The sequence below is a fragment of the Pseudomonas graminis genome (assembly GCF_004364335.1).
Classification (GTDB): domain Bacteria; phylum Pseudomonadota; class Gammaproteobacteria; order Pseudomonadales; family Pseudomonadaceae; genus Aquipseudomonas; species Aquipseudomonas graminis_D.
The window spans coordinates 369,023-381,655 of the sequence record NZ_SOCR01000001.1 but is presented as its reverse complement, the minus strand read 5'-3'; the positions used below and the strand labels follow the sequence as shown (position 1 = coordinate 381,655).

Genomic DNA, 12,633 nt, shown 5'->3' with positions numbered 1-12,633 from the left:
GGGCCTGTTCCCGGCTGAAGCCGGTCCTACCGGTGAAGCGTGGTCTGGTAGTGGGACCGGCTTTAGCCGGGGGGGGGGGGCGCCAGTGGAGGCGCTGCAAAATCACTGCTCAGGCCTTGGTAGTGGCGTGGCTAAATAACCCCACGCTGCTCGGTCGCTTCGGCGAGCATCGCCAGAGTCTGCTCCATGTCGACGATGGAGGCTTCCAGCGTGGCGAAGCATTGGGCGATGCTCTGTTTGTCGTCCACCGTCTGGTGGCCGGTCAGCTCGGTGACTTCGGATAATTCAAGCCGGAACAGTTCGTTTACGCTGCTGCGAAGTTCGTCGAGCTGATTCAGGACAACAGCCATTTGATTGCGGGTTGCATTGCTCATGTCGTGCCTCACGTACTAAGGGGCGGGCGTGTGTCGCATGAAGACACTCTGACAGATATGAAAAAGGCAGGGTATCTACACCCTGCCTCTCTCAACTAAACCTTCGGATCAGCCTGTGACAGGCACCGGCCGAATTACTTGGCAGCGTCACCGCCGTGTGCTTTGGCCAAGGCCTTGGCGTGGGTCAGGTGCTCTTCCAGCTTCGGCAGGGTCGCGGTCGCGAACGCCTTCAGATCAGCGTCTTTGCCCTCGGCAGCTTCCTTCTTGAACAGCTCGATGGTTTTTTCATGGGCGACAACCTGGTTGTTCGCATACGCCTGATCAAACGACTTCGAACTGCGCAGCTCAAGGATCATGGCTTTCGCTTTGTCCAGGAGCATGGCGTTGTCAGACACTTCCAGCTTCTTGCTGTCAGCAATGCCCTTCAATTTGGTGTTAGCGGCGGTGTGATCTTTAACCATCATTTCAGCGAACGCTTTAACGTCCGCAGAACTGCCTTTTTCCAGCGCAAGTTTGCCGGCCTCAACTTCTGCCACACCTTTGGCGGATGCATCTTCGACAAAGTCATCATTGTCTTGAGCAGCGAACGCACCTTGGCTGCCGATGGCCATCAACAATGCGAGTGCGGAAGTCTGAATAAGATTTGCCATAGTGAAGTTCCTCTTCTGTCCTTGACGTGGCTTGAGTGCCCGTACTAATTCCGACGCAATGAACCCATTAATCGTTCAGCGAATTTAATAAGGAGCCGCTGACAGGTCATCTTTCGCCCGTCTTGATTCAGTCACAACTCACGCTTGCAGTGACTCAAACCATTCCCGATAGGGCGTGTTAACAGCCTTGTGGCGATTGAAGTCCGCTGCACCGTCCGACCACCACACCGGACCGCGCTCACCCAAGGCGATCTTCGCTTCATTGACTGAAGCGCGAGCCGACTTGAGCGCGCCGACATCCTCGGTGCGCTTCGCGAACTTGACGGCTTGCCGCGCCTTCATCAACGCATTGACCCACTCCTGCCGCTGCTCCACACCAAGGGCCGGGTTACTGCAGCGCCATAGCTGGCCCTTGACGACGAAATAACGTCCGTCCGGCGTGGTCGGATACTTCACTGAATCCGCGTGACCGTCAGCACTACCGCAGCGATGCGGTCCGCTGCCTGATAAGTCTCCGTTTCCAGTTCTTCACCGAACACGTCAGGGTCCATCTCGCGGTAGGACCAGGCGAGGTCGGGACGGTCGACAAGTTTGCGCGCCTGCTCCAGGAAGAGGTCAACCCCGTCCACTGACGGCGCGCCGGTGTACAACAACACGCTGCCGCCCGGCGCCAGGCGTTCGATGGCTCGTGCCAGGATGCGTACGGACAGCTCGGAACCCAGCTGCTCGCCCCCGTGGCGGTAGGCGCGTTCCTGTGTGTCCTTCATGTACGGCGGGTTGGCGACGATCAAGTCGAACTCGCCGGTGGTCCCCGCCAGAATGTCGCTGTGGTAGGCCACAACGTTGTCGGCCTTGGCCAGCGACGCGTTGACGGCGGTAAAGCGCAGGGCAGTGGGGTTGATGTCCACCGCCAGCACACTGGCATCCCGGCGGGCCCGGCCAATCAGGATCGCGCCGACGCCACTGCCGCAGCCGATGTCCACGGCGGTGCGAATCGGGTGCGTCGACGTGCGCAGGTGCTCATCAATGGCTTGGGCAAAACGATAAGTGTCGGGGCCGAAAAACACCGAATCGTGGGCCACGGTGGGGAAGGCGGAGTGGACGAACATCAAGTCATCAAGGCTCGACCAACGCACTTCACTGGCCCACATGCCGGCATGGGCACGCAGCACACCGGCGGCGAGCAACCCTTCGAGCTCGGCTTCGTCCAGCAGGCCGGTCTCGAAGGGGCGGCTCCAGCCGAAGACGTCGCGCAGGCTGCGGGCCTTGCGGTTTTGCTCACGCCCGTTGACCCGCTGATGGGTCAACGGTGTGACCGTCGTAAAGCGATAGCCAGCGGCCTGGAGGCGCTGGCCCAATTGCAGCAGCGCCAGGTCGTGGCCTTCGTCGTTTGTTTCCGGGGTATCGAGTGTTGGCTCAGGCAATGTCTGCAGGTTCATCGTGTCAGGCTTCCTTGCGCCAGCTGGCGAGCATAGATTCGAGTAGCCGCCAGACCTTCGGGCGTCGGATGGGAATCGGGAGCGATCAGCTCGACCAGTTTCTCGAACGACAGGGCAGGGACGTTGCGTGGCTGTGCGATGTCGGTTGCTGCCACAGGGCGGCGGCGAAAGCGGGTGCGGAAAGGGTTGCCTGGCTCCGACGCCTGCCAGTCTCCGGCGATCCAGTCCTTCAATAGCTGCATTTCATAGCCGCTGAACACGCCGAACATCACGGCGCCGGGACCGTCGATCAGTTGCCAGAAACGGCTGTCCTGCGGGTCTTGATTGCGCTTGATCCAGCCGCGATCTTCCAGCGCGCTCAGCAGCTGACGGCTTTGGCCAGGGGTGGCGAGCCAGTCGTTGATGGTGCGGCCTTCAAGGCGGCAGTAATCGGAGTGCATGTGCTGGCCGAAGGTGCTTTTGGTCTCCAGCATCGAGACCACTTCTTCTTCCAGATCGAATGCGCGGACGATGTCCGTCGAACCAATGCCAAGATCGTTGAGCAGGTAACCCGCGCGCAGACGCTGGAGAAATGCACCCTTACTGTCGTCGTTCGGCAACAGATCCAGCACGGCCTCCACGGCCTTGTGGGCGTGGCCCGAACTGGCGTTGTCGATGGTCACGTGCAGGGTGAAGTAATACGGGTCGATGCCCAGCTCACTCAACTCGAACGACGTGATCAGAAGGTGCAGTGGTAGCTGTTCATAACCGAGGTTATAGCCAAGGATTTCCGGCAGGAACTCGTCGCTCAAATGGCCGAGACCCAGCTGAATGGCGCCCTGCAGATAGAGCGCATCGTCGAGCGGCGCAATGGGCGCGCAATCGTGTTCGGTGAGCAGATTGCGGTACAGCACGACGTGGTTCAGCGCAGGCTCACCGTCGCCCAATTCTTCGAGGTAGGTGCGGATCAGGCCGTGATAGCGCCAGTCATTGGCATGTCTGACCGTGCCGTATAACCAGGCGCCATCCACCAGCTTGCTCGGCGCAACGCTTTGCAGGAAATACAGCGCGTGAGCCTTGTTGGTGAAAAACTTCCGGGGTCCGCCGGCGCGGCGTTCTTGCAGATAGACACCATATTGCTCGGCCACGGAATGACTGTTGCTGGCCACCCATGAGGACAGGTCGTTCAGGTCAGCAGGCAGGTTTGACGGCAGCGTTTTCGCCATCTCCAGTTGGTCCTGGAGAAAATCACGGACGTTATCCCGCTCAGCGTCCACCTGTCCGCGCAGCAGACGGGAGTACAACGAGTAGTGGGCGCCTGTGGATACATGCGCCGTGGCAGAACGCTCGGAAAGTAGCTGTAAAGAGGTCATGGGTAGCCTGCTGACTTTTCTTGATATGTAGGTCAGAGGGAGGCGGTTCGGGAAAATTCCATCGGGTTGCAGGTCAGTCGATGATCGACACCCGTGGCGGATGAATGGCCGGGATCTGTACTCAAATGACGATCACTGGATTCAGGATCGTACAAGGACCGGCCCCGTACCGAGGGTCGGATAGACGACCTCGCGCCGTTTTCGCCTCACCGTGTAGACTTCGGCCACTCGCGAACCCGCGGCCTCGCGGGTTGCGCGCAGTCTTCATTAACCCTGTGGTAAGGCTCTTTTTATGGATCTGCGTCAACTGGAAGCATTTGCGGCGGTGATGTCCGCAGGGAGTGTCACTGCCGCCGGCAAGATGCTGGGCCGCTCGCAGCCTTCGGTTACGCGGGTCATTCAGGAGCTGGAGCAGGAACTGGGGTTCGCGTTGTTCGAGCGCAGCGGCCCGAAAGTCACGCCGACCCACAAGGCGTTCATGATGTACGGCGAGGTCGAGAGCGCGCTGCTGGGTATCCGCAACATTCGCCAGCGCGCTGCGCATATTGCCCAAGAGGAAAACCATCAGATCAAGCTGGTGGCGATTTCGGCGCTGGCGGCGGGGCTGCTGCCCGCTGCGCTGGCGCGTTTGCCCGAGCATCTGCGGCCGCAGCAGGTGCAGCTGCAAAGCATGTCGCCGGAGAACGTGGTCCAGGCGGTGTTATCCAAGACCATGGACCTGGGCGCGGTCAGCCTGCCGCTGGAGCATCGCGGCCTGGACATCCACTGGATCGGCGAAGCGCCCTGTTTGGCAGTGCTTCGAGCGGATTCCGAACTGGCGCGTCATGACGCGCTGTCGATGGAGCTGCTGTCTCAGCAAACGCTGGTGACCATGGCCAACCCCTACCGCTTCCGCCGACGCATCGACAAGGCCTTTGCCGACGCTGGAGGTGGAACGCCGCGTATGCTCGACACCAATACCTCGCTGATCGCCATGCAGATGGCCCGGGCCGGGCTGGGCATTGCGCTGGTGGACCCGTTTACCGCGATGGGTGTTCCGGTGGAAGGTGTGGTGGTGCGGCCTATCGCCTGCAATATTCCCTTCTTCTTCGGCCTGATCTCCGCGTTCGCCCACCCGCTGTCAGATGTTGCCCAGGCACTGATCGAGGAAATCGCCCGCTCGGCCAGACAACTGCTTCCGGACATGCTCATGCACGAGGCCAGTGCACACGATGCGCTGCTGCAGAGCATTTATGCGGAATAGATCACCCGCAGGGAAATCTCGGGCGCGCCCCATGTGAGTCGGTTGGAACACTTCTTGTGGGACCGGCTGTAGCCGGGAAGGGTGCGTCATTGGCGCTATAGATGTGTCGGGTGTACTGGCCTCTTCCCGGCTGAAGCCGGTCCCACAATTCTGCGCTCGGCGCATGAATGTGTAACAACGCATAACCCCAGTGGGACCGGCTTTAGCCGGGAAGGGTGCGTCATTGGCGCTATTGATGTGTCGGATGCACTGGCCTCTTCCCGGCTGAAGCCGGTCCTACATTTCCGCGTACGACGCAGCGACTTCGCAATGACCCAGATTCCTGTAGGACCTGCTGTAGCCGGGAGGGCGGCATAGCGGACACTCATCCTACGTTTAGCTATATCGATATGCTTTTTTGCGCGTTGCGAGAATAAGGAGTGGCTTTTAGTATTCGGATTAAGCATTCAAAGCAGTTATGAATTCATTATTCGACAGTTCTGGAACGTTTCTTGAATTCAACATCCAGCATCACCCGATCGATTCCCGAGTACTCCCGATGTTTGACACGCTGATTCCCTCAGGTCTTGCCGCACTGGAAAGCCGTCTGCAACAGGACCTGACCTGGCTTGATCTGCCAGCCAGCCCATGGGTCAAACCCGTTTACAGCGAAGGTGCGCCGGTGCTGGACGTGGCGATCATCGGCGGCGGCATGGCCGGCCTGGCCCTGGCGGCGGAGCTGAAACATGCCGGTGTGGCCGCAGTGGTGTTCGATCAGGCGCCAGCCGGTTTCGAGGGGCCTTGGGCGACGACGGCGCGAATGGAAACCCTGCGCTCGCCCAAACAACTCACCGGCCCGGCCCTTGGCCTGCCGGCGTTGACGTTTCGGGCCTGGTACGAGGCTCAGTTCGGCAGCGAAGGCTGGGCGGCGCTGGACAAGATTCCGCGCCTGCAATGGGCTGAATACCTGCGCTGGTACCGCAAGGTCCTGGCCCTGGACGTGCGCAATGAACACAGGGTCAGCCATGTGGCGCCGCGTGCCGACGGGCTGGTCGAGCTGGACATCGAAACTGCCGGCCACACCCTGCATTTGCGCGCACGCCATGTGGTGCTCGCCACCGGACGGGACGGCCTCGGCGGGCCGTGGGTGCCGGATTTCGCCCACACACTGCCGCGCACGCTCTGGGCCCATTCGGCGGACGGCCTCCAGCCTGCGTGGTTCGAGGGCAAGCGTGTGGCCGTGGTCGGCGGCGGGGCATCGGCGATGGACAGCGCCGCGACTGCACTTGAATCGGGCGCGAGCAAGGTGGACCTGCTGATTCGTCGTGCCGAGCTGCCGCGCATCAACAAGGGCAAAGGCGCTGGCAACCCGGGCATGACCCATGGCTACTGGCGTCTGCCGGATGCCTGGAAGTGGCGCATCCGCAATTACCTCAATACCCAGCAGGTGCCGCCGCCACGGGGCAGCACATTGCGCGTCTCCGGCTCCGGTCGTGCGCGGTTCCTGCTCAACAGTCCGGTGGTTTCGGTCGAGCAGAATCCAGTGGGCGGCGTGTGGCTGAACACACCGACCGCACGCATCGAGGCCGACTTTGTGGTGTTCGCCACCGGTTTTCGCACGCACTTTCAGCAGCGCCCGGAGTTCGCACCGTTCGCCTACCACGTCCGCGTCTGGCGCGACCGTTATGTGCCGCCCGCAGGGGAGAGCGATGCCGAACTGGCGGAGCTTCCCGATCTGGGTACGTGCTTCGAATTCCAGGAAAAGAGCCCCGGCGCCTGTCCCGGCCTCAACCATATTCACTGCTTCAGTTACCCGGCGGCGCTCAGCTTTGGCGCGGTGTCCGGCGACATTCCGGCCATCAGCGAAGGGGCTAAGCGGTTGGCCCAGGCGCTGATCGGTCAGCTGTTCGTCGAGGACGTCGAGGTGCACTTCGACGCCATGCGCAACTACGCCGACCCCGAGCTGTTCGGTGACGAGTGGGTAGCGGGACAACCAACCGCCGACGAGTTGCTTCGATGATCGGCTGGACGCTGCGGCGACTGACTCAGTCGTTCCTGGTGGTGTTGCTGATGACCCTGGTGGTGTTCGTCGGCCTCAATGCCATCGGCAACCCGATGGACATTTTGGTGGGCGAAGACCTCAATCAGGCCGAGCGCCTGCAAGCCATCGCTCATCTCGGTCTCGACAAGCCGCTGTGGGAGCAGTACCTGATTTTTCTCAAGGGCGCAGTGCACGGCAATCTTGGTCAGAGCTTCGTTTATCACGAAGACGCCATGCGCCTGATTCTGCAGCGCCTGCCGGCCACCTTCGAACTGGCGTTCTGCGCACTGTTCCTGGCGGTGGTGATCGGCGTGCCCCTGGGCATGTTTGCCGGCACCTACCCGGATCACCCGCTGTCGCGAATGATGATGGCCGCCAGCATCGTCGGCTTCTCGCTGCCGGCGTTCTGGGTCGCGCTGATGATGATCATGCTGTTCTCGATCAAGCTGGGCTGGCTGCCGGCCAGTGGCCGTGGCGAAACCCGTGAGCTGTTTGGCGTGCAATGGTCGTGGCTGACCCTTGATGGCCTGCAGCACCTGCTGCTGCCGGCGTTGAACCTGGCGCTGTTCAAAATCTCGCTGGTGCTGCGCCTGACTCGCGCCGGTGTGCGCGAAGTGCTGCCCCAGGAGTTCGTCAAGTTCGCCCGGGCCAAAGGGCTTTCGCCGATGCGGGTGATGTGCATGCACGTCATGCGCAACACCATGATTCCGGTGGTGACGGTCCTGGCGATGGAGCTGGGTTCGACCATCGCGTACGCGGTGGTCACCGAAAGCATTTTCTCCTGGCCCGGCGCCGGCAAGTTGATTCTGGACAGCATCAACATGCTGGATCGCCCGGTGGTGGTGGCTTATCTGATGGTCGTGGTGGTGATTTTCGTGGTGCTTAACCTGATCGTCGATGGCCTGTATTACCTGCTCGATCCCCGGGTTCGTGTGGAGGGCTCGCGATGAACGCCGCTTCCAAACCGGTCCCGTCCCACGTTGGCCTGCAGGCGCAATCACCCTGGCGCCGCGTCGTTCTCGAATTCATCAGTTCGCCCACCGCTGTCGTCGGCTTGCTGGTGCTTGTGCTGATCATGCTGGTGGCGGTGCTGGCACCGTGGATCGTGGTGCAAAACCCCTACGACCTCATGCAACTGAACGTGCTGGATGCGCGGCTCGCACCGGGCAGCGCCAACATGGACAGCGGTTACACCTATTGGCTGGGCACCGATGGGCAGGGCCGCGATCTGGTGTCGGCGATCCTGTACGGGCTGCGCATCAGCCTGTGGGTCGGCATCGGCTCGGCGCTGATCGCGGCAGTCATCGGCACCCTGGTCGGGCTGGTCTCGGCCTACGTCGGCGGCTGGCTGGACGCCTTGCTGATGCGGCTGGTGGACCTGCTGCTGTCGTTCCCGGTGATTCTCATGGCGCTGATGATTCTGGCGTGGCTGGGCAAAGGCGTAGGCAACGTCATGCTCACACTGATTTTGCTGGAATGGGCGTACTACGCTCGCACCGCGCGGGGCCAGGCCCTGACCGAAAGCCGCCGCGAATACGTGGATGCCGCACGCGGCCAGGGCATCGGACCGTGGCGCATTGTCGTCGGCCACATTCTGCCCAACTGCCTGCCGCCGTTGATTGTCATCGGCGCGCTGCAGATTGCCCGGGCGATCACGCTGGAAGCGACCCTGTCGTTTCTCGGCCTGGGCGTGCCGGTCACTGAGCCGTCATTGGGGCTGCTGATCGCCAACGGCTTTCAATACATGCTCAGCAACGAGTACTGGATCAGCCTGTTTCCCGGCCTGGCACTGTTGATCACCATCGTCGCGATCAATCTAGTGGGCGACCGTCTGCGCGATGTCCTCAACCCGAGGTTGCTGCGATGAGCCTGCCCGAACGCAATGCGGCTGCCATGTCCACACAAGCGCCAACGCAAACGCCAACGCTGGAGGTGCGCAATCTGTGCACCTCGTTCTACACCCGCGCGGGCGTGTTGCCGGCGGTGCGCGACGTGTCATTGCGGGTCGCGCCCGGCCGTATTCTCGGTCTGGTGGGGGAGTCCGGTTCGGGCAAGTCGGTCACTGGCTTTTCCATCCTCGGCCTGGTTGATGCGCCTGGCCGGATCAGCGGCGGTCAGGTGCTCTTCAAGGGGCGTGACCTGACGCAGCTCAGCGCAGCCGGCTTGCGGGAACTGCAGGGCAACCGCATCGCCATGATTTTTCAGGACCCGATGATGACCCTGAACCCGGTGCTGCGGGTTGACACGCAAATGATCGAGGCCGTCCGTGCCCATCGTACCGTCAGCAAACGCGAAGCCCGCGCCCATGCCGGTCGAACCCTGGCGCTGATGGGCATTCCCAGCCCGGAAGAACGCCTGCGTGCCTACCCGCACCAACTGTCCGGCGGCATGCGCCAGCGAGTGGCGATTGCCATTGCGTTGCTGCATGCCCCGGACTTGATCATCGCCGACGAGCCGACCACGGCGCTGGATGTGACCATTCAGGCGCAGATCCTCAGCGAGGTGCAGAAGCTGGTGCGCGAGCAGGGCACCTCGCTGATCTGGATCACCCATGACCTGTCGGTGGTCGCCGGCCTGGCCGATGACGTGGCGGTGATGTACGCCGGGCGCATTGTCGAGCAGGGCTCGGTGGCCGATGTGCTGGACCGTCCGCAACACCCTTACACCCAAGGCCTGATCGACAGCCTGCCGAGCCGCAACAAACGCGGCCAGCGCCTGCGGCAGATTCCCGGCATGGCGCCGGACCTGCTGTCGATGCCGACCGGTTGCGCGTTTGCCGCGCGCTGCTCGCGCGCCACGTCGGTCTGCGCTCAAGAACCGCCCGAGCGCGAAATCGCGCCGGGCCAGACCGTCCGTTGTTTTCATCCTGGAGCCGCCGATGCGCAGTGAATCAACCCCGCTCATCGAGCTGCGCCAGGTCAGCAAGACCTTCGGCAAAGCCGCAGACAGTTCGGTCCAGAGGCTGCTGCAACGCCTGCACGTGACCCGTCCACGGCCGGTCACCCACGCCGTCGACAAGGTGGACTTGCGCATTCAGCGCGGCGAAGTGGTGGGGCTGGTCGGCGAGTCCGGCTGCGGCAAGTCGACCCTCGGGCGGATGGTCGCGGGCCTGTTGCCGGTGTCGTCGGGCACCGCGCTGGTGGACGGCCAGCCGCGGGACAGCCTGACCCCGGAAGAGCGCCACGCCATGCGCCTGAAAGTGCAGATGATCTTCCAGGACCCGTCGTCGAGCCTGAACCCGCGCCTGCGGGTGGACCGCATCGTCGGCGAGGGCGCGCTGTTGCACGGCTTGACCGACAAACATGGCTTCGACGATTACGTCAGCGCGCAACTGCAGCGGGCCGGGCTCAGCCCGCAACTGCGCCAGCGCTATCCGCACCAGTTCAGCGGCGGCCAGCGCCAGCGCATCGGCATCGCCCGGGCGCTGGCGGTGCAGCCTGAACTGTTGGTCTGCGACGAGTCCGTGGCGGCGCTGGACGTGTCGATTCAGGCGCAGATCCTCAATCTGTTCATGGACCTGCGCGACGAACTGGGGCTGACCTATCTGTTCATCAGCCATGACCTGGGCGTGGTCGAGCACCTGTGCGATCGCGTGGTGGTCATGTACCTCGGCCGGGTGGTGGAAAGCGCCTCGGTCGATGACCTGTTCGCCCGCGCCAATCATCCTTACACCCAGGCGCTGTTGGCGCAGATCCCGCGTTTCGATGTGCGCAGTACCCGTTATGACGCGATTCAAGGGGAAATCCCCAGCCCGCTGAACCCGCCCGCCGGGTGTCATTTCCACCCTCGCTGCCCGCATGCCACGGCGCGCTGCCGCGAGGAAGTTCCGGCCCTGAGGGAGGTTTCGCCGAACCACCTGAGTGCGTGTCACCTCAACGATCTGTCCTGAACGCGCCCGTCGAAGCGCGTCCTGAATCCTAGCCATTGCGTACAAGGAATCTCCCATGCAACCACGTGTTCGCTCACTGATCGCCACGGCACTGCTGCTGGCCGCCGGCGGTGTCTCGGCTCAGGATCTGCGGATCGGTTACGCCGACCCGGTCTCGTCCCTGGACCCGCAACTGAACAACTATGCCGGCGACCGCTCGGTGGCGCTGCACGCCTTCGAATCCCTGGTCAACCGCCACGATGACAAGACCCTGCCGGGCCTGGCCAAGAGCTGGAAAGTCGTGGACCCGACCACCTGGCAGTTCGACCTGCGCGATGACGTCAAATGGCAGGACGGCACGCCGCTGACCGCTGATGATTTCGTGTTCTCCTTCGAGCGCGCGCGCAACGTGCCCGGCAGTGTGGCGTCGTACGCCGGCGCCATGCGCACGGTCGAGTCGGTCAGCGCGAAGGACGCCCACACGCTGATCATCAAGACCCGCACGCCGAACGCCAATCTGCTGCCCGACGTCGATTCGATCTACATCGTCAGCCGCCACGCCGGGGCGAACGCCAGCAGTGCCGATTACAACGCAGGCAAGGCGATGATCGGCACCGGGCCGTATCGCTTCGTCTCCTACGTGCCGGGTGACCGCACGATCTTCGCGCGCAACGACAGTTACTGGGGCGGCAAGCCGACCTGGGACAAGGTCGATTTCCGCTTTATCGCCAACGCCGCCAACCGCACCGCCGCGCTGCTGGCGGGCGATGTCGACGTGATCGACAAGGTTTCGCCGACGGACGTGGAGCGGTTGCGCAAGACCCCGAGCGTCAACGTGTTTGCCTATCAGGGCCTGCGTGCGCTGATCATTCAACCGAGTTTCCGCGAAGGGCCCAACGAGTTCATCCGCGACAACGCCGGCAAGCCGCTGGCGGAGAACCCGCTGCGTGACGTGCGCGTGCGCAAAGCGCTGTCCCTGGCGATCAACCGCCAGGCCATCGACGAACGCATCATGCAAGGCACCGTGACCGAGGCCAATCAGTGGATGCCTGCCAATACGTTCGGCTACAACCCGCAGGTGAAAAACATTCCCTACGACGTCAAGCAGGCCAAAGAACTGCTGGCTCAGGCGGGCTTTCCCGAGGGCTTCCAGTTGACCGTGCACGTGCCGGGCGACCGCTACCCGCAAGCGCCGGAAGCGATGCAGGCCGTGGCGCAGTTCTGGTCGCGGATCGGCGTCAAGGTGCAGCTCGAAGTGCTGCCGTGGGCGGTGTATGCCGGCAAGGCCAACAAGAATGAACTGGCGATCAGTGTCATCGCCTGGGGCAACGGCACCGGCGAAGCGGCGTACGCGCTGACCAACATTCTTACCACCGTCGACAGCGCCAAGGGGCAGGGCGCCTCGAACTGGGGGCATTACAGCAACCCGCTGGTGGACAAGGCCCTGGTCGATTCAACCGCCGAGTTCGACGAAGCCAGGCGCCGGCAGATTCTGGAGGACTCGGTGAAGGTGGTCAGCGATGACGTCGGCATCATCCCGCTGTTCCACTACCAGAACATCTGGGCGGCGCGTAAGGGCCTGAAGGTCGAGCCGCTGGTGAGCGACCGCACCGCCGCGACCATGGTCACCGAGCAACCTTGATTCTGCATGTCCCTGCTGCGACACAGGTGCGCGGCGGGGACGACG

Annotated in this window: 12 protein-coding genes; 7 read left to right on the top strand and 5 right to left on the bottom strand. The window is 62.7% G+C overall.

Features of this window, described 5'->3' with window-relative positions:
- Positions 1–131: 131 nt before the first annotated feature.
- From EC919_RS01590 to EC919_RS01570, 5 genes are all read right to left on the bottom strand, one after another.
- On the bottom strand, positions 132–374 hold the full coding sequence (locus EC919_RS01590) for a hypothetical protein (RefSeq protein WP_133770565.1): 243 nt from the start codon (positions 372–374) through the stop codon (positions 132–134).
- 134 nt (positions 375–508) lie between these two features.
- Complete coding sequence (locus tag EC919_RS01585) at positions 509–1,024, bottom strand: DUF4142 domain-containing protein (RefSeq protein WP_133770563.1); 516 nt, start codon at positions 1,022–1,024, stop codon at positions 509–511.
- 138 nt (positions 1,025–1,162) lie between these two features.
- The gene (locus EC919_RS01580) at positions 1,163–1,480 is read right to left on the bottom strand and encodes a hypothetical protein (protein WP_133770561.1); all 318 of its coding nucleotides are present in this window, start codon (positions 1,478–1,480) and stop codon (positions 1,163–1,165) included.
- Complete coding sequence (locus tag EC919_RS01575; RefSeq protein ID WP_133770559.1) at positions 1,477–2,463, bottom strand: methyltransferase; 987 nt, start codon at positions 2,461–2,463, stop codon at positions 1,477–1,479. Before EC919_RS01575 ends, EC919_RS01580 begins: the two co-directional genes overlap by 4 nt.
- A complete protein-coding gene (locus EC919_RS01570) occupies positions 2,460–3,815 on the bottom strand; it encodes an iron-containing redox enzyme family protein (protein WP_133770557.1) in 1,356 nt (451 codons plus the stop codon). The genes EC919_RS01575 and EC919_RS01570 overlap by 4 nt, the downstream gene beginning before the upstream one ends.
- A 292-nt stretch (positions 3,816–4,107) precedes the next feature.
- On the opposite strand from EC919_RS01570, the gene EC919_RS01565 reads away from it, so the two are divergent.
- The 7 genes from EC919_RS01565 to EC919_RS01535 all read left to right on the top strand — a co-directional run bounded on the left by EC919_RS01565 (position 4,108) and on the right by EC919_RS01535 (position 12,588).
- Positions 4,108–5,058 carry a LysR family transcriptional regulator gene (locus tag EC919_RS01565; protein ID WP_133770555.1) on the top strand — a complete coding sequence of 317 codons (951 nt, stop codon included), beginning with the start codon at positions 4,108–4,110 and terminating at the stop codon, positions 5,056–5,058.
- A gap of 538 nt (positions 5,059–5,596) precedes the next feature.
- Positions 5,597–7,057, top strand: a complete 1,461-nt coding sequence (locus tag EC919_RS01560; RefSeq protein WP_133770553.1) for an NAD(P)-binding domain-containing protein — start codon at positions 5,597–5,599, stop codon at positions 7,055–7,057.
- A complete protein-coding gene (locus EC919_RS01555; protein ID WP_133770551.1) occupies positions 7,054–8,028 on the top strand; it encodes an ABC transporter permease in 975 nt (324 codons plus the stop codon). The genes EC919_RS01560 and EC919_RS01555 overlap by 4 nt, the downstream gene beginning before the upstream one ends.
- Positions 8,025–8,945: an ABC transporter permease gene (locus EC919_RS01550; protein WP_133770549.1), complete on the top strand. Its 921-nt coding sequence runs from the start codon at positions 8,025–8,027 to the stop codon at positions 8,943–8,945. The genes EC919_RS01555 and EC919_RS01550 overlap by 4 nt, the downstream gene beginning before the upstream one ends.
- Positions 8,942–9,967 carry an ABC transporter ATP-binding protein gene (locus EC919_RS01545; protein WP_133770547.1) on the top strand — a complete coding sequence of 342 codons (1,026 nt, stop codon included), beginning with the start codon at positions 8,942–8,944 and terminating at the stop codon, positions 9,965–9,967. Before EC919_RS01550 ends, EC919_RS01545 begins: the two co-directional genes overlap by 4 nt.
- Positions 9,957–10,967 (top strand): ABC transporter ATP-binding protein, encoded by a 1,011-nt coding sequence (locus EC919_RS01540; RefSeq protein ID WP_133770545.1) that lies wholly within the window; start codon positions 9,957–9,959, stop codon positions 10,965–10,967. The genes EC919_RS01545 and EC919_RS01540 overlap by 11 nt, the downstream gene beginning before the upstream one ends.
- A 55-nt stretch (positions 10,968–11,022) precedes the next feature.
- Positions 11,023–12,588, top strand: a complete 1,566-nt coding sequence (locus EC919_RS01535; protein WP_133770543.1) for an ABC transporter substrate-binding protein — start codon at positions 11,023–11,025, stop codon at positions 12,586–12,588.
- Positions 12,589–12,633 lie beyond the last annotated feature (45 nt).

Coding starts and splice junctions, on each gene's coding strand:
- EC919_RS01590 (WP_133770565.1), bottom strand. CDS start 374: ATGAGCAATGCAACCCGCAATCAAATGGCTGTTGTCCTGAATCAGCTC.
- EC919_RS01585 (WP_133770563.1), bottom strand. CDS start 1,024: ATGGCAAATCTTATTCAGACTTCCGCACTCGCATTGTTGATGGCCATC.
- EC919_RS01575 (WP_133770559.1), bottom strand. CDS start 2,463: ATGAACCTGCAGACATTGCCTGAGCCAACACTCGATACCCCGGAAACA.
- EC919_RS01570 (WP_133770557.1), bottom strand. CDS start 3,815: ATGACCTCTTTACAGCTACTTTCCGAGCGTTCTGCCACGGCGCATGTA.
- EC919_RS01565 (WP_133770555.1), top strand. CDS start 4,108: ATGGATCTGCGTCAACTGGAAGCATTTGCGGCGGTGATGTCCGCAGGG.
- EC919_RS01560 (WP_133770553.1), top strand. CDS start 5,597: ATGTTTGACACGCTGATTCCCTCAGGTCTTGCCGCACTGGAAAGCCGT.
- EC919_RS01555 (WP_133770551.1), top strand. CDS start 7,054: ATGATCGGCTGGACGCTGCGGCGACTGACTCAGTCGTTCCTGGTGGTG.
- EC919_RS01550 (WP_133770549.1), top strand. CDS start 8,025: ATGAACGCCGCTTCCAAACCGGTCCCGTCCCACGTTGGCCTGCAGGCG.
- EC919_RS01545 (WP_133770547.1), top strand. CDS start 8,942: ATGAGCCTGCCCGAACGCAATGCGGCTGCCATGTCCACACAAGCGCCA.
- EC919_RS01540 (WP_133770545.1), top strand. CDS start 9,957: ATGCGCAGTGAATCAACCCCGCTCATCGAGCTGCGCCAGGTCAGCAAG.
- EC919_RS01535 (WP_133770543.1), top strand. CDS start 11,023: ATGCAACCACGTGTTCGCTCACTGATCGCCACGGCACTGCTGCTGGCC.